Source organism: Methylobacterium adhaesivum, assembly GCF_022179065.1.
GTDB classification, from domain to species: Bacteria; Pseudomonadota; Alphaproteobacteria; order Rhizobiales; family Beijerinckiaceae; genus Methylobacterium; species Methylobacterium adhaesivum.
Window position 1 is genome coordinate 95,319 of sequence record NZ_BPQD01000025.1, and the last position, 20,047, is coordinate 115,365.

22 protein-coding genes are annotated in these 20,047 nt (G+C 68.3%); 4 read left to right on the forward strand and 18 right to left on the reverse strand.

Annotated elements, in window-relative coordinates; all coding sequences use genetic code 11:
* The first annotated feature begins 65 nt into the window (after positions 1-65).
* Positions 66-299 carry a DUF1674 domain-containing protein gene (locus tag MFF01_RS16825; RefSeq protein WP_238227281.1) on the forward strand — a complete coding sequence of 78 codons (234 nt, stop codon included), beginning with the start codon at positions 66-68 and terminating at the stop codon, positions 297-299.
* Between the two features lie 25 nt (positions 300-324).
* On the opposite strand, the gene MFF01_RS16830 is transcribed toward MFF01_RS16825, so the two are convergent.
* A complete protein-coding gene (locus tag MFF01_RS16830) occupies positions 325-828 on the reverse strand; it encodes a L,D-transpeptidase (RefSeq protein ID WP_238227188.1) in 504 nt (167 codons plus the stop codon).
* Positions 829-1,016: 188 nt separating this feature from the next.
* Positions 1,017-1,685: a 5,6-dimethylbenzimidazole synthase gene (gene bluB / locus MFF01_RS16835; protein WP_238227190.1), complete on the reverse strand. Its 669-nt coding sequence runs from the start codon at positions 1,683-1,685 to the stop codon at positions 1,017-1,019.
* A 371-nt stretch (positions 1,686-2,056) separates the two neighbouring features.
* Here bluB and MFF01_RS16840 point away from each other — a divergent pair, with 371 nt between their 5' ends.
* Positions 2,057-2,431 carry a DUF2794 domain-containing protein gene (locus MFF01_RS16840; protein WP_238227191.1) on the forward strand — a complete coding sequence of 125 codons (375 nt, stop codon included), beginning with the start codon at positions 2,057-2,059 and terminating at the stop codon, positions 2,429-2,431.
* Positions 2,432-2,508: 77 nt separating this feature from the next.
* On the opposite strand, the gene MFF01_RS16845 is transcribed toward MFF01_RS16840, so the two are convergent.
* The 3 genes from MFF01_RS16845 to MFF01_RS16855 form a co-directional block, all read right to left on the reverse strand.
* Positions 2,509-3,276 (reverse strand): Bax inhibitor-1/YccA family protein, encoded by a 768-nt coding sequence (locus tag MFF01_RS16845; RefSeq protein WP_238227192.1) that lies wholly within the window; start codon positions 3,274-3,276, stop codon positions 2,509-2,511.
* Between the two features lie 216 nt (positions 3,277-3,492).
* Positions 3,493-6,072 (reverse strand): ABC transporter permease, encoded by a 2,580-nt coding sequence (locus tag MFF01_RS16850; RefSeq protein ID WP_238227193.1) that lies wholly within the window; start codon positions 6,070-6,072, stop codon positions 3,493-3,495.
* 2 nt (positions 6,073-6,074) lie between these two features.
* A complete protein-coding gene (locus tag MFF01_RS16855; protein ID WP_238227194.1) occupies positions 6,075-6,782 on the reverse strand; it encodes an ABC transporter ATP-binding protein in 708 nt (235 codons plus the stop codon).
* A gap of 183 nt (positions 6,783-6,965) precedes the next feature.
* Between MFF01_RS16855 and MFF01_RS16860 the strand changes: the two genes are divergently transcribed.
* Complete coding sequence (locus MFF01_RS16860; protein ID WP_238227195.1) at positions 6,966-7,595, forward strand: arylesterase; 630 nt, start codon at positions 6,966-6,968, stop codon at positions 7,593-7,595.
* On the forward strand, positions 7,595-8,137 hold the full coding sequence (gene thpR / locus MFF01_RS16865) for an RNA 2',3'-cyclic phosphodiesterase (protein WP_238227196.1): 543 nt from the start codon (positions 7,595-7,597) through the stop codon (positions 8,135-8,137). The genes MFF01_RS16860 and thpR overlap by 1 nt, the downstream gene beginning before the upstream one ends.
* Before the next feature lie 12 nt (positions 8,138-8,149).
* Here thpR and MFF01_RS16870 read toward each other — a convergent pair whose 3' ends face one another.
* From MFF01_RS16870 to mgtE, 13 genes are all read right to left on the reverse strand, one after another.
* The gene (locus MFF01_RS16870) at positions 8,150-9,409 is read right to left on the reverse strand and encodes a hemolysin family protein (RefSeq protein ID WP_238227283.1); all 1,260 of its coding nucleotides are present in this window, start codon (positions 9,407-9,409) and stop codon (positions 8,150-8,152) included.
* 170 nt (positions 9,410-9,579) lie between these two features.
* Positions 9,580-10,602: a type I pantothenate kinase gene (gene coaA / locus MFF01_RS16875; protein WP_238227197.1), complete on the reverse strand. Its 1,023-nt coding sequence runs from the start codon at positions 10,600-10,602 to the stop codon at positions 9,580-9,582.
* Positions 10,599-10,922: a phosphoribosyl-ATP diphosphatase gene (locus MFF01_RS16880; RefSeq protein WP_238227199.1), complete on the reverse strand. Its 324-nt coding sequence runs from the start codon at positions 10,920-10,922 to the stop codon at positions 10,599-10,601. Before MFF01_RS16880 ends, coaA begins: the two co-directional genes overlap by 4 nt.
* 112 nt (positions 10,923-11,034) lie before the next feature.
* Positions 11,035-11,811, reverse strand: a complete 777-nt coding sequence (gene hisF / locus MFF01_RS16885; RefSeq protein WP_238227200.1) for an imidazole glycerol phosphate synthase subunit HisF — start codon at positions 11,809-11,811, stop codon at positions 11,035-11,037.
* Positions 11,812-11,832: 21 nt separating this feature from the next.
* Entirely contained in the window at positions 11,833-12,594 is a 762-nt protein-coding gene (hisA, locus tag MFF01_RS16890; RefSeq protein WP_238227201.1) for a 1-(5-phosphoribosyl)-5-[(5-phosphoribosylamino)methylideneamino]imidazole-4-carboxamide isomerase, read from the reverse strand.
* A gap of 46 nt (positions 12,595-12,640) precedes the next feature.
* Positions 12,641-13,303 (reverse strand): imidazole glycerol phosphate synthase subunit HisH, encoded by a 663-nt coding sequence (gene hisH, locus MFF01_RS16895; protein WP_238227202.1) that lies wholly within the window; start codon positions 13,301-13,303, stop codon positions 12,641-12,643.
* Positions 13,300-13,785, reverse strand: a complete 486-nt coding sequence (locus MFF01_RS16900) for a DUF2628 domain-containing protein (RefSeq protein ID WP_238227203.1) — start codon at positions 13,783-13,785, stop codon at positions 13,300-13,302. The genes hisH and MFF01_RS16900 overlap by 4 nt, the downstream gene beginning before the upstream one ends.
* 29 nt (positions 13,786-13,814) lie before the next feature.
* Complete coding sequence (gene hisB / locus MFF01_RS16905; RefSeq protein WP_238227204.1) at positions 13,815-14,402, reverse strand: imidazoleglycerol-phosphate dehydratase HisB; 588 nt, start codon at positions 14,400-14,402, stop codon at positions 13,815-13,817.
* Positions 14,403-14,529: 127 nt separating this feature from the next.
* A complete protein-coding gene (locus tag MFF01_RS16910) occupies positions 14,530-15,405 on the reverse strand; it encodes an S-methyl-5'-thioadenosine phosphorylase (RefSeq protein WP_238227205.1) in 876 nt (291 codons plus the stop codon).
* Between the two features lie 104 nt (positions 15,406-15,509).
* Positions 15,510-16,403: a cytochrome c1 gene (locus MFF01_RS16915; RefSeq protein ID WP_238227206.1), complete on the reverse strand. Its 894-nt coding sequence runs from the start codon at positions 16,401-16,403 to the stop codon at positions 15,510-15,512.
* A 22-nt stretch (positions 16,404-16,425) separates the two neighbouring features.
* A complete protein-coding gene (locus tag MFF01_RS16920) occupies positions 16,426-17,712 on the reverse strand; it encodes a cytochrome b (RefSeq protein ID WP_238227209.1) in 1,287 nt (428 codons plus the stop codon).
* A gap of 53 nt (positions 17,713-17,765) precedes the next feature.
* A complete protein-coding gene (gene petA, locus MFF01_RS16925) occupies positions 17,766-18,308 on the reverse strand; it encodes a ubiquinol-cytochrome c reductase iron-sulfur subunit (RefSeq protein ID WP_283207203.1) in 543 nt (180 codons plus the stop codon).
* Positions 18,309-18,561: 253 nt separating this feature from the next.
* Positions 18,562-19,932 carry a magnesium transporter gene (gene mgtE, locus MFF01_RS16930; RefSeq protein WP_238227210.1) on the reverse strand — a complete coding sequence of 457 codons (1,371 nt, stop codon included), beginning with the start codon at positions 19,930-19,932 and terminating at the stop codon, positions 18,562-18,564.
* Between the last annotated feature and the right edge of the window lie 115 nt (positions 19,933-20,047).

Consider the following 20,047-nt stretch of genomic DNA (forward strand, 5'->3'; position numbering starts at 1 on the left):
CGCCCGAACCGGGCCTGCGTTCCACAGCCCTTTCACCCCGCGCCGCCGAGATGCAAGCCATGCCGATGCAGGACGATACGGAAAACGTCGACACGGAAAACGCCGATCCACAAAACCCCGGCCGCCCGCCCCTCTCGGCCGCCGCCAGCCGGGCTCTCGCCGAAGCCGAGGCGCGCCGACAGGCGATCGATGCGAAGGCGGCCGAGATCGCCGCCGCACGCGAGCGCCAAGGCCGGGGCGGCCTCGAGCCGGTCCGCTACGACGATTGGGAGATCAAGGGCATCGCCGTCGACTTCTGACGACACCCTTTCGGCTGAAGCCGGATCAGCGCACCACGTAGACCGGTGTGCCGACGGAGACTCGACTGTAGAGATCGACCACGTCCTGATTGTACATCCGGATGCAGCCATACGAGGCGTAGGAACCGATGGAGCTCGGCCGGTTGGTCCCATGGATGGCGTATTCGCCCCCCGACAGGGTCAGGGCCGCCGAGCCCATGGGATTGTGGGGCGAGCCGCCAGCGATGACGTCGGGCAGGCGCGGGTTGTCGCGCTTGACCTCGCGGGGCGGCGACCAAGCGGGCTGAACGTATTTGCCGTCGATCTCGCGCGCGCCCGTCCATTGCTTGCCGGGCTTGCCCACGGCCACGGGGTAGCGGATCGCCGTGCCGTCGCCATTCACGAAGTAGAGTTGGCGCGCGGCTGTATGGACGACCACGGTGCCGGGCCCGACATCCTCCTGGAATGCCACCACCTCGCGGGCTGCGGCCGGCATGGTCGCGAGGGCGCAAGCCAACGCCGCGACGGCACACTGCTTCACACCAACCATGGACCTCGTCTCCGTCAGCTCGACTGTACTGACGAGGACAATTCACGGCCAAGGTTGCCGTTCCGATTAGGCCACGCTGTGGGCGGGGGAGAACCACGTAGGACTTGCGAAGACGGTAAAGAGGGTTCGCGCGGCGCGTCTTCGAAGAATCCGATTCGTGTTCGGGTCAACGTAACCTTGATCGCGTATTAACGCTCGACGAGGGCGGCCGCCGCCGCGATCCGTGCCTGCCAGCCGTGGCGTACGAGTTCGGGGTCGGCATGCTCCTCGACGGGGAAGCCGACGCAGAGATAGGCCACGAGGTGCCAGGTGCAGGGGACGTCGAGGACGGTGCACACGGTTTCGGGTTCGAGGATGGACACCCAACCGACGCCGAGGCCGTGGGCCCGAGCCGCGAGCCAGAAGGTCTGCACGGCGCCCACCACGGAGTAGCGGAGCATTTCCGGCATGGTGGCGCGTCCGAGGCCGTGACCGGTCTCCGCGCCTTCGTCGCAAAACACCGCGAGATGAACGGGTGCCTCGCGCAACCCCGCGAGCTTGAGGCGGACATAGGCGTCGCGTCGGTCGGCCGTGTAGCCCTCGGCAGCGGCGGCGTTGCAGCGCTCGAAGCTCCGCGTCACCTCCGCGCGCCGGGCTTGGTCGGCCACCCGGACGAAGCGCCAGGGCTGGCTGTTGCCCACCGAGGGGCTGAGGGCGGCGAGGTCGAGGCATCGGCGCAGGAGCGCGTCGTCGACGAGATCGTCGCGGAAGCGGCGCACGTCACGGCGCCACGCGAACAGATCCGCGAGGATTTGACGAAAGCCGGCATCGAACTGGACCAAGACCTGTCGTCCCACGAGAAGCGCGCGGCCCGTCATAGCCCCTCGGGCACGGATAGGCCCGAAAAAAAGGCCGCGCTCCGGGGAGGCGGCCTTGAAGTCCTTGGGTCTCGAAACCTCTGGAGTGTCGCTCCCGTGAAGGCCGGTCCCGTACCCAAGCGCTGGGGAGCGTAAGGTTCGGGCACCGGACCGGCCGACGGAACCGACGAGGTTCGGCAACAGGTGTGCCGTGTCATCACGGCGGCGGCACGGCATTTCGGCGGCAGAAATGGGATCGGTGCGCTCTCGCACCGGCGCAACCGGGATCGCCCGTCTTCATGCGCGACCCTGCGCGTCCGATGTCACCCTTGCGGGCGCCTGGGGGCGGGACCATCATCACGGTTTGATGACAGGCAGGATCAGGAGTGACGATGAGCGAGAGGACCAGCGTCGAACCCAGGCTATCCGAGCCCGCGGCCCGGATCATCCCCTTCCCCTCGGCGCCCGTCACTCCGCAGATCGCCTTCGACCGGGCCGAACTGCGCGTGCTGTTCAACCTCTATGGGCGAATGGTGGCGGCGGGCGAATGGCGCGACTACGCCCTCGACTTCCGGCGCGAAAAGGCGGTGTTCTCGATCTACCGGCGCAGTTCGGAGATGCCGCTCTACCGGGTGGAGAAGGATCCCAAGCTCGCGCGGCGCCAGGGTGCCTACGCGGTCGTGGCCGCGTCCGGCCTCGTGATGAAGCGCGGACAGGACCTCGCCCGCGTGATCTCCGTGCTGGAGCCACCCCTACGGGCCGTGTGATTGGATCGGTCGCGGAACATGAAAGGCCCCGGCGGTCACCCGCCGGGGCCTTTTCGTTCATACGATTGCGTGTCGTCTTAGCGACGATCGCCCAGGAGGGAGAGCAGCATCTGGAACATGTTGATGAAGTCCAGATAGAGCGTCAGGGCACCGTTGACCGACATCTTGGCCGCGCCCTCGGCATCCGCGCCGCTGTAGAGGAACATCTCCTTCAGCTTCTGGGTGTCGTAGGCGGTGAGGCCGGCGAAGATGAGCACGCCGAGGACCGAGATGGCGAACTGCAGGGCCGAGGAGGCCATGAAGATGTTCACCACCGAGGCGATGATGAGCCCGATGAGGCCCATGATCAGGAACGAGCCCATGCCCGACAGGCTACGCTTCGTGGTGTAGCCGTAGAGGCTGAGACCGCCGAAGGTCGCCGCCGTGATGAAGAACACCCGCACCACGCTGGCACCCGTGAACACGAGGAGCAGCGAGGACATCGAGGCACCCATCACCGCCGCGAAGGCGAAGAAGGTCATGCGGGCGGAGGCCGCCGACATGCGGTCCATCCGCATGGAGAAGATGAAGATGAAGGCGAGCGGCGCCAGCATGATCACCCACTTGAGCGGGCTGGTATAGAGGAGTTGGCCGAACGGCGTCAGGGCCACGCGCCCGGTCGCCGTCTGGGCGATGGAGGCCATGTTGAGGCCGAGAGCCACGAGACCCGAGATCCCGAGGCCGATGACCATGTTGTTGTAGACGCCGAGCATGAAGGTGCGCAGGCCCTGGTCGATATCGACCTGAGTGCCTGTGTACCCCGTCGGCTGGGCGCCGACCCGGAAGGGGCTGTTGTCGAATGCCATGGGAGATTCCTTTGGAAACTCTCTCAGCGTGTGATTTTACGAAGCGAGGCTCACGCACAGGACCTCTGGCATCCTGGGATGCCTCAACCGGAAATATGTTCCGTCCTCACCCATCGCACAAGAGGCCGGCCGAGCTTCGGGCGGGTGATTCTGGAAGTGCTGGGGCCAGATTTTATTGAGTTAATCCGGGATTAAATCTCGTCGACCTCATTTCAGTCAGAACTGACGCAGGTAGGAAGCCGGCTTGCGACCGAGAATGCGCCAGGTTCCAGCGAGGCCCAGAACGATGGCGAACGCCACCGCCACGGCAGCGACTACGAGGGGACCGGAGAGAGCGAGAGTAAAGTCGAGCTTCATCACCCGGGTGACGATGATCCACCCGGCCAGGGTTCCGGCGAGGAGACCGAACAGGGCCGTGGCGAGGCCGAGAGCCCCGTATTCGAGGGTGTAGGCGGCCAGCAGCCGGCCCCGCGTCGCGCCGAGCACCTTCAGCACCACGGCGTCGTAGAGGCGGGCGCGGTGGCCCGCCGCCAGGGCACCGGCCAGGACGAACAGGCTCGCCACCACGGCGATGCCGCTCGCTCCCCGGATTGCCAGGACGAGCTTGCCGACGACGTCGTTGACGGCTTCCAGGGCCTCCTTGACCCGGATGCTGGTGACGGAGGGGTAGGCCCGGGCGACGTCGCGCAGGATCACCGCCTCCGCCTTCGCGTCGGGGCCGTTCGGCAGGGTGAGGGTCGCGAGATCCGAGTGCGGCGCCCCCCGGAAGGTGCCGGGCGAGAACACCATCACGAAGTTGATGCCAAGTGAGCGCCATTCGACCTTGCGTAGGTTGGCGACCTTGGCGGTCAGGGTCCGCCCGAGGACGTTCACCGTCACGGTACTTCCCACGGCGAGGTTGAGGCTGCGGGCGAGTTCGGCGTCGAAGGAGACGAGGGGTGTGCGGGCCTCCTCGGCGTTCCACCACGTGCCGGCGACGAGGCGCGAGCCCTCGGGGATATCCTCCGCGTAGGTGATGCCCCGGTCGCCGTCGAGAACCCAGGCGGCATCCTCGGGGGGCTTGATCGCGGCGGCGGGTACGCCGTCGAGGGCGGTGATCCGCCCCCGCATCATCGGAACGCGCTCGATTTTGGCGCCGGGCGCCTGAGCCCCGAGGAAGGCATGGAAGCTGTCGGAATCGGCGGCCGGAATGTCGAGGAAGAACAGGTTCGGGGCCCGGGCCGGCAGGGAGTTGCTCAGGGTGTTGCGGACATTGGCATCGATGAGGCTGAGGGCGACGAGGAGCGTCACGCCGAGCCCGAGAGACAGGACGATGGCCGGGGTGAGCGCGCCGGGCCGGTGCAGGTTGGCGAGCGCCAGGCGGGGCGCGGCCGAACGCGGATGCGGCAACCGTCGCGCCACCGCCATGATGCCGAACGCCACGAGTCGCAGTAGGCCGAACGCGACGGCTGCGGCGACGATGAAGATGAGGGCCAGGCGTTTGTCGAAGGCGGTGACGAGGGCGAGGGCGACGAGGAAGGCCAGGGCGGCTCCCAGGATGACGCGGTAGCGCAAGCGGGTCTTCACCGAGCCCGGATCGACCACGTCGCGGAACAGCCCCGAGACGGGAATGTCGTGGGCGCGGCCGAGGGGCGTGATCGCGAAGGCGAGGGCCGTCGACAGACCGTAGGCGGCCGCGAGGACGAGCTCGCCCGGCGCCACCGTCGGGTTCAGGGGGAGCGGCAGGGCGTCGTGGAACAGGGCATCGAGGGCGAAGGGCAGGCCCGCACCGATGCCGAGGCCGAGGGCAGTGCCGAGCCCCGCGATGAGCATCACCTGAGTGAGGTAGAGGGCGACCACCTGCCCGCCGGGGGCGCCGACGCTTTTCAGGGTCGCGATAGAGCCGCGCTTGCGCTCGACGAAGGCCGCGACGGCATTGCCGACGCCGACGCCGCCGACGATGAGGGCCGTGAGGCCGACGAGCGTGAGGAACTGGGTGAACCGCTCGATGCTCTTGGCGAAGCGCGGATCGGCATTGGAGCGCGCACGCATTTCCCAACCGGCCTCGGGAGCGGCGGCCGCGATGGCGGCGGCGCGGCGTGCGAGCTCGGCATCGCTCACATCCGGCAACTGGAGACGGTAGCTCCACCGGTTGAGGCTGCCCGGCTGGACGAGACCCGTGGCATCGAGGGCGGCGCGGGACACGATGACCCGAGGACCGAAGCCGATGCCGTTGGCGATGCGGTCGGGTTCCGAGACCAGGGTGGCGCGGATCACGATCGGTGTGCCCGCGACGGTGATGCGGTCCCCGACCCGGAGGTCGAGGCGGGTGAGGAGGACGGGATCGACGACGGCGCCGTAGGCCCCCTCCTCCTCGGCGAGGAGGCTCGCCAGGGGGGCGGCGGGTTCGGTGACGAGATCGCCGGTCGCCGGGTAGCCGTCCGCCACGGCCTTGAGTTCGATGAGCGCCGCGCCCTTGTCGCCGCCGGCAAGCGCCATGGCGCGCAGGGTCGTCACCACGGTGACCCGCCCCTGCGCCGAGAGCACGGCGCGTTCCTCCGGCGTCGCCTCGCGGTTGATGAGACTGTAGGTGAGGTCGCCACCGAGGATGCGCGCGCCCTCGCGTCCGAGGCCATCCGTCAGCGAGCGGGCGATGGACGCGACGCCCGCGATGGCGGCGACGCCCAACGCGATGCAGGCGATGAAGACGGCAAAACCCGACAGGCCGCCGCGCAGCTCCCGCAAGGCGAGGCGCAACGTCAGGGGCAGGCCGGGTCGGCGGACGCGGGCGGGCGCGGCGGTGACGGTTCCGTGCATGATCAGGCCGCCAGGGCCGCTTCGACGCGACCGGAGCGCAGGCTCACGGTCCGGTCGCAGAGCCGGGCGAGGCCGGGATCGTGGGTCACGAGAACGAGGGTGGCCCCCCGGTCGCGCTTCAGGGTGAACAGCAGGTCGACGATCTGCCGGCCCGTCGCCTCGTCGAGATTGCCCGTGGGCTCGTCGGCGACGAGGATCGCCGGATCGGGCGCAATGGCCCGGGCGATGGCGACGCGTTGCTGCTCGCCGCCCGAGAGCTGGGCGGGATAGTGGTGGAGGCGGTGGCCGAGGCCGACGGCCTCGAGTTCCGCCTTGGCCCGTGCCTGGGCTTCGGGCTTGTCGGCGAGTTCGAGGGGCAGCGCCACGTTCTCCAGGGCCGTCATGGTCGGCACGAGGTGGAAGGCCTGGAACACGATGCCGATGCGCCGACCGCGAAACCGCGCCAGGGCATCCTCGTCGAGGCCGCCGAGATCGGTGCCTTCCACCACGATGGAGCCCGAATCCGGACGCTCCAGGCCGGCGATCACCATAAGGAGAGTCGATTTGCCGGAGCCCGACGGACCGACGAGGCCCACCGCCTCGCCCGCCGCGACATCGAGGGTGATTCCCCGCAGGACGTGGACGCGGGCCGCACCGCGTCCGAGGCTGAGATCGAGGCCGGCGAGGGAAATGGCGGAGGGGCTGCGGGCGGGGTCGGCCTTGCCGGACATCGATGGGAAACCGATCTGTGCGGGGATAGGAATGAAGCGGAGCAGAGTCGGGGGTTTGCTGGAATGTGTCGGTGCTCAGAGTCACGTCCGGCCGGTACGGCCTTTCGAGCCGCGCGGCAGCGCCTCGCCGATATGGCTCGTGGGGCCGCGCGGCGCCACGGTCGCGGCTGCATGGTCGGCCTGATGGCGCTCTTTGCCGCACTGGGTCTCACCGCCTCCCCCGGATGGACGGCGTCGGGCGAACGGCCCGTATCCCTCGTGGCTTTCGGCGACAGCCTCACTGCCGGCTACCGGTTGCCCGGCACGGCCGCGTTTCCCGCGGTCCTCGAACGCGTGCTGCGGGACAAGGGCCGGGCCGTCACCGTCGCCAACGCAGGCGTCTCGGGTGACACCAGCACGGGCGGCCTCGACCGCCTCGACTGGTCGGTGCCCGACGGGACGGATGGGGTGATCCTCGAACTCGGCGCCAACGACATGCTGCGGGGTACCGATCCGGCCGTGACCCGCAAGGCGCTCGACACCATCATCGCCCGGCTCAAGGCGCGCAACATTCCGGTGATGCTCGCCGGCATGAAGGCCTCGTCCAATCTCGGCCCGGATTACGTCGCGCGGTTCGATGCAATCTATCCCGACCTCGCGCGGACGCATGGGCTCATCCTCTACCCGTTCTTCCTCGACGGGATCGCGGGCGACAAGGCCTACAATCTCGACGACCGGCTTCATCCCAATGTGAAGGGCGTCGAGACGATCGTCGCGGGCATTCTGCCGAGCGTCGAGACCTTCCTCGACCGTCTCCAGGCGGTGAGCCGCTGATGCCGCGCCTGTTCACCGGGATCGAGGTACCGGCCGATGTGGGCGAAGCCTTGGCGCGGGCGCGCGGCGCCCTCACCGGAGCCCGCTGGATCGAGCCGACGGACTATCACGTCACCCTGCGGTTCCTCGGCGACGTGGACGAGACCGTGGCGCAGGCCCTCCACGAGGGGCTCGTCGCCGCGCGGGTGCGCCCGCCCCTCAATCTCGTTCTCGACGGCCTCGGGGTGTTCGGAGGCGACAAGCCACGCTCGCTCCTCGCCACCGTCGCGTCCGATCCGACGCTGACCGACTTACAGGCCGAACACGAGCGCCTCGCACGGGATGCCGGAGCGGCGCCCGACACGCGCCGGTTCACGCCCCACGTCACCCTGGCGCGCCTCGCCCGTCAGGTCCGTGCCCCGGACGTGGCGCGGTATCTCTCGGAAGCCGGCTTCTTCCCGCCCCAGCATTTCACCGCGACGCGGATCGCCCTGTTCTCGGCCCGTGCCTCCACCGGCGGCGGCCCCTACCTCGTCGAGTCCGCCTATCCGCTGGACGGCTGAGGCCCTCCGTCTTTACGCGGGTCGGGGCGTCGCCAGAATCTTGTCGACGCGGCGGCCGTCCATATCCACCACCTCGAAGCGCCAACCGTGGGTCTCGAAGGCATCGCCGGCCGCAGGGATCCGCCCGAGCTGGAAGATGACGAACCCGGCGAGGGTGGCGAAATCCTCTGTGTTGGGGTGCTCCGCAAAGGCGAGGCGCTCGAAGGCCTGCCCAGCCGGCATCATCCCGTCGATGAGCAGCGACCCATCCTCGCGTTCGACCACCGCCGGCTCGTCGCCGATCTCCGGGATGTCGCCCGCGATGGCCTCGAGCAGATCGGTCTGGGTGACGATCCCCTCCAGGCTGCCATACTCGTCCACCACGATGGCCATGCGCACGGGCTGGGCCTGGAAGATCTCCAGCACCGCCAGGATCGATAGGCTCTCGTGGACGACGATGGGCGGCTGCGTCGCGGCCAGGACATCGATGGCGTTGCCGTCGAGCACCTGGTTCAGGAGGTCCTGCTTGCGCACCACGCCGACAACCTCGTCGACCTGGGAGCGGCTGACGACGATCTGGGCATGGTCGCACTCGCGCACGGCCTTCAAGATCGCGGCTCGGTCGTCATCGGCATCGACCCACTCGACCTCGTGACGCGGGGTGATGATGTCACGAACCTTGCGCTCGCCGATCGAGAAGATGCGCTCCACCGCCTCCTGCTGCGCTTCTTGAATCAGCCCGGCTTCCTGGCTCGCCTGGATGAGGAGGTTCAGTTCCGCCGTGGAGTGCAGGGAGCCCTCGCCGTGGCCGGCCTTGAGGCCGCACAGGCGCACGACGCCGTTCCCGAGCCCGTTGAGGAACAGGATCGCCGGACGGAACACGAACAGGAACAGGCTGAGCGGCCGCACCACCGTGAGGGCCGTGCGCTCGCTGCGCTGGAGCGCGAGGCTCTTCGGTGCGAGCTCGCCGAGCACGATGTGCAGGGCGGTGATGATGACGAACGAGATCGCCACCGCGATGGTATGGGAGGCCACCACGCCCGCAGTGGACGGGAGCCAAGCCACCGCCGGTTCGATGAGGTGCGCGAGCGCCGGTTCGCCCACCCAGCCGAGGGCCAGGGACGAGATGGTGATGCCGAGCTGGGTCGCGGCCAGATGCGCGTCGAGGTGGTCGGTGGCGCGCTGGAGGGCCTTTGCGTTCGTCCGCCGTTCGGTGACGAGCTCGGACACCCTGCTGCGCCGCACGGAGACGAGGGCGAACTCGGCGGCCACGAAGAACCCGTTGGCCAGCACGAGGACGAGAACGGCAACGAGGCCAAGGCCGGTTGCCCACGCTTGATCGGAAATCGTCGTCTCCACCGCTCGGGTCGCGGCGGCAGATCTAACAGTTGTGCTTCACGGGGCCAATCGCCCCAGGCGCGCCGCTCGCAGTAATCTGACGCGTCGTCAGCGAGGGACCCCGGTCACAGGCGGCGCAGGGCCACGCTTTCGATGCGATGACTCGCGCCCTTGGCGAGGATGAGGCTCGCGCGCTGGCGCGTCGGCAGGATGTTGTCGCGCAGGTTGGGCAGGTTGATGGTCGTCCAGAGATTGTCGGCGATCTCGAGGGCCTCGGCCTCCGTCACCTCGGCGTAGCGCCGGAAATAGGATAGGGGATCGCGGAAAGCCGTCTGGCGCAGGCGCAGGAAGCGGTTGACGTACCAGCGATGCAGATCGTCCTCGTGGCCGTCGAGGTAGATCGAGAAATCGAAGAAATCCGACACGAACGGGATCGCCGTGCCGTCGCGGGGCAGGCGCGCGGGCTGAAGCACGTTCAGGCCCTCGACGATGAGGATGTCGGGGGATTCCACCACCCGCTCCTCGCCCGGCACGACGTCGTAGACGAGGTGCGAATAGAGGGGGGCGGCGACCCGCTTCTTGCCGGCCTTGATGTCGGTGAGGAAACGTAGCAGGGCGGCGGTGTCGTAGCTCTCCGGAAAGCCCTTGCGGTCCATGGCATCCATGGCCTTGAGCTCGGCATTGGGCAGCAGGAACCCGTCCGTGGTGATGAGGTCGACCTTCGGCGTGTTGGGCCAGCGCGCCAGGAGGGCCTTGAGCACTCGCGCGGTGGTGGACTTGCCCACCGCCACGGAGCCCGCGACCCCGATGATGTAGGGAACCTTGGTCTCGTGCTCGGCCATGAGGAAGCGCTGGGTCGCCTTGAACAACCCCTGCGTCGCCGCGACGTAGAGGGAGAGCAGGCGCGAAAGCGGCAGATAGATCGCCTCCACCTCCTCCACCGAGATCGGGTCGTTGAGGGATTGCAGCCGTGTCACGTCCTCGGCCCCCAGCGTCAGGGGCGTGTCGGCGCGCAGCTGCGCCCATTCCTCGCGGGTGAAGAGACGGTAGGGTGAGAGCCGTTCGGGGCCGAGACCGGTGACGGGATCCTGCCCCACGGCGGGATCGCGCTCCACGTGCGGAGCCACGCCGATGGCCGCCTCCGTCATGTATGCCTCCGGGCGGCCTTCTCGGCGATGCCGCTCTGGGCGGTGCGCCGCTCGAGTTCCGCCATGACCTCGTCGAGGGCGACGCCGCCGGCCCGCAGCAGCACCACGAGATGGTAGAGCACGTCCGCCGCTTCGCTCACGAGGCCGGCCCGATCCCCCTGCACGGCGGCGATGGCCGCCTCGACGGCCTCTTCGCCGAGCTTCTTCGCTGGCTTCGCCGGTCCACCGGCGAGCAGTTTCGCGGTGTAGGATTGGTCGGCCGGGGCCTTGGCGCGGTCCGCCACGAGGGCGTCGAGGTCTGCGAGGGTGAAGTCGGTCATGCGGTCCCGGGTCCCGGCGTGCTGGACTTATCGTGCCACTCCCTGAAGAAAGTTGCACCGGCGGTTGTGGCGAAGGTCCGGTGATGGGGCAAGCCGCTCCCCGGTCCCCGCGTCAGGCGTCGCGGCGCATGGCGAGACCGGCCGCCGCCATGTGCGCCTTGGCCTCGGCTACGCTGTGCTGCCCGAAATGGAAGATTGACGCCGCGAGCACCGCGCTGGCATGCCCGTCCCGCACCCCGGCCACGAGGTCGTCGAGGCCGCCGACGCCGCCGGATGCGATCACTGGCACGCTCACGGCATCGGCGATGGCACGGGTGAGCGCGAGGTCGTAGCCGGAGCGCATCCCGTCGCGGTCCATGGAGGTGACGAGGAGTTCGCCGGCGCCCCGCGCGGTCACCGTGCGGGCGAACGCGATGGCGTCGAGCCCCGTGGCCTTGCGCCCGCCATGGGTGAAGATCTGCCACGCCTCCGGTTCGCCCGGCACCGAGGTGCGCTTGGCATCGATGGCCACCACGATGCACTGGCTGCCGAACTTCTCTGCGCCGCGCGCCACGAAATCGGGATCGTTCACGGCGGCGGTGTTGATCGAGACCTTATCGGCCCCGGCGAGTAGAAGCGTGCGGATGTCCGCCACCGTGCGAATGCCGCCGCCGACGGTGAGCGGCATGAAGCAGGCCTCCGCCGTGCGGCTGACCACGTCAAGGAGCGTACCCCGGTCCTCGTGGCTCGCGGTGATGTCGAGGAAGCAGAGCTCGTCGGCCCCGGCCGCGTCGTAGGCTTTGGCCGCCTCGACGGGATCGCCGGCGTCGCGCAGTTCGAGGAACTGCACGCCCTTGACGACGCGGCCGTCCTTGACGTCGAGGCAGGGGATGATGCGGGTCTTGAGCACGATGGTTCTCCCGCGGCGCGGTCAGGCGGCCGCGCCGCCCTTCGTCCTGCCGCCTTTGGCTCTGGCGATGGCCGCGAGGGCCTCGCGCGGGTCGATGCGGCCGTCATAAAGGGCGCGTCCGGTGATGGCGCCGGCCAGCAGCGCGCAGTCGGGTTCGAGGAGGCGATGCACGTCGTCGATGGACGCGAGGCCTCCGGAGGCGATGACGGGAATCGTCACGGCACGGGCGAGCCCCAGGGTCATCTCGATGTTGAGGCCCTTGAGGATGCCGTCGCGGGCGATGTCCGTGTAGATGATGGCCGCGACGCCGGCATCCTCGAAGCGGCGGCCGAGCTCTTCCGCGGTCATGCTCGACGTCTTGGCCCAGCCCTCGACGGCGACGCGTCCGTCCTTGGCATCGATGCCGACGGCGATCTTGCCGGGATAGAGGCGTGCCGCCTCGTGCACGAAGGCCGGATCCCGCACGGCGGCCGTGCCGATGATGACCCGGCTGACGCCCTTGGCGAGCCAGGCCTCCAGGGTCTTCATCTCGCGGATGCCGCCGCCGAGCTGCACGGGGAGCTTGGTGCGGGCGAGAATCGCATCGACGGCGCCGGCATTCATCGGCGCGCCGGCGAAGGCTCCGTCGAGATCTACCACGTGGAGCCAGGAGAAGCCCTGTTCCTCGAAGACGGCGGCCTGGGCGGCCGGATCGTCGCTGAAGACGATGGCCTGGGCCATGTCGCCCTGCACGAGGCGAACGCAGCGCCCTTCCTTGAGATCGATGGCCGGGAACAGGATCACGCGTCGGTTCGCTTTCGGGCTATGCGTGGCATCAAGGCAGCCCCGCTCAGGGGCGCCACAGCAGGAAGTTGGCGAGGAGCGCGAGGCCGAGGCGCTGGCTCTTCTCTGGGTGAAACTGCGTGCCGGCAATGTTGTCACGCGCCACCATGGCGGTGACCGGGCCGCCGTAATCGCTGTGCGCCACAGTGTCCGCGCCGTTCAGTGGACGTAGCGCGAAGCTGTGGACGAAGTAGGCATGCAGGCCGTCGTCGCCCGTCGGGATCCCCGACAGCAGGGCATGGTCGCGGTCGGTCGTCAGGGTGTTCCACCCCATATGCGGCACCTTAAGCGCCGGATCGGACGGGCGGATCGGGGCGACGTCACCCGGGATCCAGTCGAGGCCCGGTGTGGTCGCGTATTCGAGGCCATGGGACGCGAGCAGCTGCATGCCGACGCAGATGCCGAGGAACGGACGCGCCCGGGTCCTGGCCGCATGCGTCATGGCCTCGACCATGCCCGGCACGGCGTCGAGCCCAGCCCGGCAATCGGCATAGGCGCCCACACCCGGCAGCACGACCCGGTCAGCCGCCGCCACCGCCTCGGCCTCGGAGGTCAGCAGGATACGGGTCCCGTCGAGGCCGGCCTCGCGGGCGGCGCGCTCGAAGGCCTTGACCGCCGAGTGCAGGTTGCCCGAGCCGTAATCGATGATTGCGACGGTCTCGCTCGTCACCGCCCGCCCTCGCTGAGCGGAAACATCCCGATGGCCGGCTCATTCGGCCTGGACGGAGCGCGGGTGTGGGGGGCGAGCGCCGGGCGCGCCGGGGCTGCGCCGTCGAGCCAGCGCGTCGCGGCCTTCATCTCGGCTTCCTCCAGACTGCCCGCCAGCACCGCATCGCGGACGGGGCGGCCGCGGCTGGCATAGGTCCAGCGCCGAAGGGACGAGGCTTCGAGACCGACGAGCAGGAGCACCAGCACCGTCACGACGAATCCGGCAAACGGCGTGAGACCAGCCATATGCCCGGCGAATGCCGTCGCGACGAGGAGCCCGAGGACTCCCAGCGCCGCGAGCCAGAGGCGATGATAGAGAAACCAGAGAGGCCCGAAGGCGAACGCCGCCCAGGACAGGCCATCCGGCACGAGGTGCGCGCGCTCGAGGCCGTGCGCCTCTCCGGCGACGGCGTCCCGATCGAGATGCAACGTATAGGTGCGCATGGCGTATCCTTTCGTCCGGACCGGCGCGGTCAGAGCGACCCCTTCGTAGAGGGAACGCGGCCGCCCTCGCGCGGATCGACGGTGACGGCTTGCCGCAAGGCGCGGGCCAATCCCTTAAAGCAGCTCTCGGCGATGTGATGGGCATTGTCGCCGTAGAGGGTCTCGACATGGAGGGTGATGCCGGCGTTCATGGCAAAGGCCTGGAACCACTCGCGCACGAGTTCGGTGTCGAACTGCCCGATCTTCTCGACCTTGAACGCCGTGCGGAACACGAGGAACGGCCGGCCCGAGATATCGACGGCGACTCGCGTCAATGCTTCGTCCATGGGCAGGTGGATGTCGGCGTAGCGCGCGATGCCGCGCTTGTCGGCCAGGGCCTGGGCGAAGGCCTGGCCGAGCGCGATGCCGGCATCCTCCGTGGTGTGGTGCTGATCGACGTGCAGGTCGCCCGTGACCGAGACGTCGATGTCGAACAGGGCGTGGCGGGCCAGCAATTCGAGCATATGGTCAAGGAAGCCGACGCCCGTCGCGATGGTAGCCCGACCGGTTCCGTCGAGGTTCACCGAGACGTGGACGTCGGTTTCCGCCGTGCGGCGGTCGATGCTGGCGGCGCGCATGCCTGGTTTTTGCTCGCGTGACATTTGGGTTCGGAAGGCCAAAGCGCCTTCTAGGACCAACATAGCCTGCCTGTGAAGTGAGCCGCGCCGCGATTCACCAGGAATGCCGGCCGCCAGCCGAGCGGTTTCAGCCCCGCAGAACGCGCCCGGCCACGGCGTCGAGCTTGGCGAGAAGCACCGGATCGCGGTGGCTCTCGGCCGTCATGATGGCGCCGTCGAGGGCGTTCGCGGAGCCCACGGGGCACGCTTCACGCTCCTGCGGAAAGTCGCGGGCGAGGCGCGCGACGAGGCGGGCGGCCTTGCTCGCATTGGCGCGGGCGACGGCCACGACGGCGGCGACGTCGACGGCGTCATGGGTCGGGTGCCAGCAATCGAAATCCGTGACCATGGCGATGGTGGCGTAGGTAATTTCGGCTTCGCGGGCGAGCTTGGCTTCCGGCATGTTGGTCATGCCGACGACGTCGTAGCCCTGGGCCTTGTAGTTGGTCGATTCGGCGTAGGACGAGAATTGTGGGCCGTCCATGCAGACGTAGGTGCCGCCGCGATGGATCGCGATCTCCTCGGCCTCGGCGGCCTGGGCGATACGGTTCTGCAGGGCGGGACCGACCGGATGGGCGAGGGAGACATGGGCGACGCAACCGTTGCCGAAGAACGACGCCGTGCGGCCGTGCGTCCGATCGACGAACTGATCGACGAGGACGAACAGGCCCGGGTGGAGCTCGCTGCGGAACGAGCCGCAGGCGGAGAGCGATACGAGGTCGGTGACGCCGGCCCGCTTCAGCACGTCGATGTTGGCGCGATAGTTGATGCCCGACGGCGACAGGCGGTGACCGCGTCCATGGCGCGCGAGGAACACCACCTTGGTGGCGCCGATCCGGCCGATGCGCAGGGCGTCCGAAGGCTCGCCCCAGGGCGACTGCACCGCCTCTTCGCGGACGTCCTCCAGGCCCGGCAGATCGTAGACCCCCGATCCGCCCATCACGCCGAGAACCGCTTGCGTCATACCCAAGGCTCCATACGATCAGCGCCGGCCGCCCCCGTTCGGGTGCGCCGGCGCCGTGGTGTTTCGATGAGGACGGCGCCCGTGTCGAGCCCCGCGCGCTCCGATCAGTAGGTCTTGTGCAGTTCGGGCTGGAGGCCGTGGACCTCGCCACCCACCTTCGCCCAGATCCGCTTCTTGACGTAGTAGAGCAGGCCCGAGAGCACGATGAGGAACAGGATCACCCGCAGGCCGAGGGCCTTGCGCGCCATCATGTGCGGTTCGGCCGTCCAGGCCATGAACGCTCCGACATCCTTGGCGTACTGGTCGACGGTCTCGGGGACCACCGGCTCACCCTTGTCGTTCTTCGCGTAGGTCAGCTGCCCGTCGCTGAGGGGCTTCGGCATCGCGATGAGGTGTCCGGGATAGTACTTGTTGTAGTACGTGCCCGCGGGAACCTCCTTGCCCGCCGGCGGATCCTCGTAACCGGTCAGGATTGCGTGGATGTAGTCCACGCCGTGCTCCGTGTAGCCGACGAGGGGCATGGCATCGGTGAGGAACTTCGGGAAGCCGCGCTCGTAGGTGCGGGCCTTGGCGAGCACCGAGAAATCCGGCGGCGCCTTGCCGCCGTTGGCGGCGGCCGCCGCCTTGTCGTTGGGGAACGGCGACGGGAATGCATCGGCGGCCCGTGCCGGCCGCTCGACCTCCTCGCCGGAGTCGTTCAGTTCCTTGACCTTGTACTCGGCCGCCAGCGCCTTGATCTGATTGGCGCTGAAGCCGGGACCGCCGGGCTCGGACAGGTTGCGGAAGCGCACGAGGCTCATGCCGTGGCAGCTCGAGCAGACCTCGCGATAGACCTGGAAGCCGCGCTGTAGCTGGGCCTGGTCGAAGCGGCCGAACATGCCGGCAAAGCTCCACTTCTCCCGCGGCGGCTGGGGAGCGCCGTGCTCCTCCGCCGAGGCCACGGTGACGCTGAGAGTGGCCGCGACGAGGGACGCGGCGAGAAGGCGGGTGGTTTTCATGGTGCTCAAAAGTCCCCTGCCCTCAACCCTTGGTCTGCGGTGCGGCCGCGGCGCCGGCCGGCATGCCGGATCCCGAGACCTGCTTGCCCGGACCGGTGACGCTCTCGAGGATCGAGCCCGGCAGCCGGTTGGGCGTCTCGAAGAGGCCGACCAGGGGCATCACGACGAGGAAGTGGAGGAAGTAATAGGCCGTGCACAGGCGGGCCGCGATGACGTAGCCCCCCTCCGGCGGCTTCGAGCCGAGCCATCCCAGCAGAATCGTGACGACGACGAACAGCCAGAAGAACTGCCGATAGATCGGACGGTAGTTGGCCGAGCGCACGCGCGAGGTGTCGAGCCAGGGCGCGAAGGCGAGGATGATCACGGCGCTGAACATCAGGATCACGCCGCCGAGCTTGTCCGGCACTGCGCGCAGGATCGCGTAGAACGGCAGGAAGTACCATTCCGGCACGATGTGGGCCGGGGTCACGGCGGCGTTAGCCGGGACGTAGTTGTCGGCGTGACCGAGGTAGTTCGGCTGGTAGAAGATCCAGTAGGCGAAGAAGATGCCGAACACGACGGTGGCGAACACGTCCTTCACGGTGGCGTAGGGCGTGAACGGCACAGCGTCCTTGCTCGACTTGATCGGGATGCCGGCCGGATTGTTCTGGCCGGTGACGTGCAGCGCCCAGACGTGAAGCACCACCACGCCGAGGATCATGAACGGCAGGAGATAGTGAAGCGAAAAGAACCGGTTGAGCGTCGGGCTACCGACGGAGTAACCGCCCCAGAGCAGGCTCTGGATCGTCTCGCCGACGATCGGAATCGCACCCAGGATGCTGGTGATGACGGTGGCGCCCCAGAAGCTCATCTGGCCCCACGGCAGGGTGTAGCCGAGGAAGGCGGTGGCCATCATCAGCAGGTAGATGATCACGCCGAGGATGTAGAGGATCTCGCGCGGGGCCTTGTATGAGCCATAATACAGCGCTCGGAACATGTGGATGTAGACCGCGACGAAGAACATCGACGCGCCGTTGGCATGCATATAGCGCAGCAGCCAGCCGTAGTTCACGTCGCGCATGATGTGCTCGACGGAGTTGAACGCGTTGGCGGCGGACGGATCGTAGTGCATCGCCAGCCAGATGCCGGTGACGATCTGCGACATCAGCATGGCGATGAGGATCGCCCCGAAGGTCCAGAAGTAGTTCAGGTTGCGCGGCACCGGGAAGGCGACGAACGACGAGTGGACGAGGCCGACGAGCGGCAGGCGCGATTCGAACCACTTCGCCAGGCGGCTCTTGGGGACATAGGTGTTGGCGTGTGCGCTCATGGGGCTACCCGCTCCGAAAACTGTTTCATGAAATCCCGTCGCATGGTCCGGCGTCAGGCAGCAGCCTTGCCGCCCTCTTCGCCGATCCGGATCTTGGTGGCCGTCTCAAATCCGTAGGGCGGAACGGGCAGGTTCGTCGGGGCGGGGCCACGGCGGACGCGGCCCGAGGTGTCGTACAGCGAGCCGTGGCACGGGCACGACCAGCCCTCATATTGGCCCTGATGTCCGATCGGCACGCAGCCGAGATGGGTGCAGTTGCCATAGACCACGAGCCATTGGGCGTGGCCGTCCTTGACCCGCGCGGCGTCGGCCTGCGGATCGATGAGATCCTTCATCGGCACGGCGGCCGCTTCCTTGATCTCCTTCTCCGTGCGGTGACGGACGAAGATGAGCTTGCCGCGCCAGAACACGTTGACGATCTGCCCTTCCTGGATCGGCGTCAGGTCGACCTCAAGGGGCGCACCCGCCGCGATCGTCTCCGCGTCCGGTGCCATGGAGGCGACGAAGGGCCAGGCCAAGGCGCCGGCCCCGACGGCGAGGGCCGCGCCGGTGGCGAGGAACATGAAGTCGCGCCGCGTTCCGTCCGTCCCCGGGATGGTGCCGTCGGCATTCACGACCGGGTTCGCCGAAGGGGCCGCAGCGTAATTCGCCGAGGGGGTCGCCGAGTGGTTCGCCAAGTGTCGGACTCCGAGCAGGGATACGGGCACGACCGTACCGCGCGAACGCGGCGTGGCCGGGCGAGACATTAGAGGCTTTCGAAGGAAAGTCAGCCCGGCGGCAGGCAAGCACCGTCCGGAACTTTTTTGCAATGCGACCCCGCGTCACCGGAAGTTCATCCGGCCGCGTTTGTCACAGAAGCGTGCCGTGCAGGATCAGCATCGCGACGGAAAAGTAGATCACCAGGCCGGTCACATCGACCAGGGTCGCGACGAACGGGGCCGAGGCCGTGGCCGGATCGAAGCCGAGCCGCTGGAGCAGGAACGGCAGCATCGAGCCCGTCAGCGAGCCGAAGGTGACGATTCCGACGAGCGCCACGCCGACCGTGGCGGCGACGAGGGGCCAATGCACGCCGTAATCGTACAGGCCGGTCTTCTGCCAGACGACGATCCGGACCACGCCGATGATCCCGAGGATCCCCCCGAGGACGAGCCCCGTGGGCAGTTCGCGCAAGGCCACCCGCCACCAGTCGCGCAGGCGGACTTCATGGAGTGCGAGGGCGCGGATGAGAAGCGATGTTGCCTGACTGCCCGAATTGCCGCCCGAACTCATGATGAGGGGGATGAACAGGGTGAGGACGATGGCCTTCTCCAATTCGCCCTCGAAGCCCTGCATGGCGGTGGCGGTCATCATCTCGCCGAGGAACAGGGCGCAGAGCCAGCCGGCCCGCTTCCGGATCATCGTGAAGAAGCCGATATCCATGTAGGGGTCGGGCAGAGCCTCCATGCCGCCGAAGCGCTGCACGTCCTGGGTCTGCTTCTCGACCATAGCGTCGATCATGTCGTCGACGGTGACGATGCCGATGAGGTGGCCCACCGCATCGATGACGGGCAGCGCCAGGAGATCGTATTTCGAGATCAGGCGCGCGGCCTCCTCGCGGCTTGCCGTAGGCGAGACGGCGAGCGGCCGCCGGCCGGGCGCCACCGAGAGCACGTTATCGTTCGGATTCCCCGAGATGAGGCGGCGCAGGGGCACCGCCTTGGTGAGCGCCCGTGTGCGTGGGTCGAGGACGAAGATGGAATAGATCGTCTCGCGCGTCTTCTCGACGTGGCGGACGTGCTCGAGGGTCTGCCCGACGGTCCAGTCGCCCGGCACGGCGACGAATTCGGTGGTCATGAGCGACCCGACGCTCTCCTCGCCGTAGGCGCTCAGGCGATCGATGGTGCCGCGCGTCTCGGCGTCGAGGCGGGCGCGCAGATCGGAGCGTCCCGGCTCCTCGATCTCGCGGAAGATGTCGGTGACGCGATCGGCCGACATGCCCGAGAGGAAGGAGGCGACGCGGTCGCGCGGCAGCATCTCGACGATGTCGGCGGCGCAGTCGAGCTCGGGTTGATCCAGAACCTCGATGGCGCGGTCTTGTGGCAGGCCGAGGAGGATGGCGGCGGCGACCTCGGGCGCCTCTTCGTTCAGGGCCTCGACGATATCGGGGGCGCGTTCGTCCGAAAGCCGCGCGGCCAGGACGGAGGGATCGACATTGGCCGTGAAGGAAACGGTCGCGTTCATGGGCTTAAACCTCGCGCGAAGTCGCACGGCCGCGGGCGGCCGGGGCGTTGCGCCGCCCGAACCCTCAGGGAGCCGGATCGGCGACGTGCGCGGCCGCGCAGGGCGCGGGAGATCG

Coding starts and splice junctions, on each gene's coding strand:
- MFF01_RS16825 (WP_238227281.1), top strand. CDS start 66: ATGCAGGACGATACGGAAAACGTCGACACGGAAAACGCCGATCCACAA.
- MFF01_RS16830 (WP_238227188.1), bottom strand. CDS start 828: ATGGTTGGTGTGAAGCAGTGTGCCGTCGCGGCGTTGGCTTGCGCCCTC.
- bluB (WP_238227190.1), bottom strand. CDS start 1,685: ATGACGGGCCGCGCGCTTCTCGTGGGACGACAGGTCTTGGTCCAGTTC.
- MFF01_RS16840 (WP_238227191.1), top strand. CDS start 2,057: ATGAGCGAGAGGACCAGCGTCGAACCCAGGCTATCCGAGCCCGCGGCC.
- MFF01_RS16845 (WP_238227192.1), bottom strand. CDS start 3,276: ATGGCATTCGACAACAGCCCCTTCCGGGTCGGCGCCCAGCCGACGGGG.
- MFF01_RS16850 (WP_238227193.1), bottom strand. CDS start 6,072: ATGCACGGAACCGTCACCGCCGCGCCCGCCCGCGTCCGCCGACCCGGC.
- MFF01_RS16855 (WP_238227194.1), bottom strand. CDS start 6,782: ATGTCCGGCAAGGCCGACCCCGCCCGCAGCCCCTCCGCCATTTCCCTC.
- MFF01_RS16860 (WP_238227195.1), top strand. CDS start 6,966: ATGGCGCTCTTTGCCGCACTGGGTCTCACCGCCTCCCCCGGATGGACG.
- thpR (WP_238227196.1), top strand. CDS start 7,595: ATGCCGCGCCTGTTCACCGGGATCGAGGTACCGGCCGATGTGGGCGAA.
- coaA (WP_238227197.1), bottom strand. CDS start 10,602: ATGACGGAGGCGGCCATCGGCGTGGCTCCGCACGTGGAGCGCGATCCC.
- MFF01_RS16880 (WP_238227199.1), bottom strand. CDS start 10,922: ATGACCGACTTCACCCTCGCAGACCTCGACGCCCTCGTGGCGGACCGC.
- MFF01_RS16900 (WP_238227203.1), bottom strand. CDS start 13,785: ATGCGCACCTATACGTTGCATCTCGATCGGGACGCCGTCGCCGGAGAG.
- hisB (WP_238227204.1), bottom strand. CDS start 14,402: ATGCGCGCCGCCAGCATCGACCGCCGCACGGCGGAAACCGACGTCCAC.
- MFF01_RS16910 (WP_238227205.1), bottom strand. CDS start 15,405: ATGACGCAAGCGGTTCTCGGCGTGATGGGCGGATCGGGGGTCTACGAT.
- MFF01_RS16915 (WP_238227206.1), bottom strand. CDS start 16,403: ATGAAAACCACCCGCCTTCTCGCCGCGTCCCTCGTCGCGGCCACTCTC.
- MFF01_RS16920 (WP_238227209.1), bottom strand. CDS start 17,712: ATGAGCGCACACGCCAACACCTATGTCCCCAAGAGCCGCCTGGCGAAG.
- mgtE (WP_238227210.1), bottom strand. CDS start 19,932: ATGAACGCGACCGTTTCCTTCACGGCCAATGTCGATCCCTCCGTCCTG.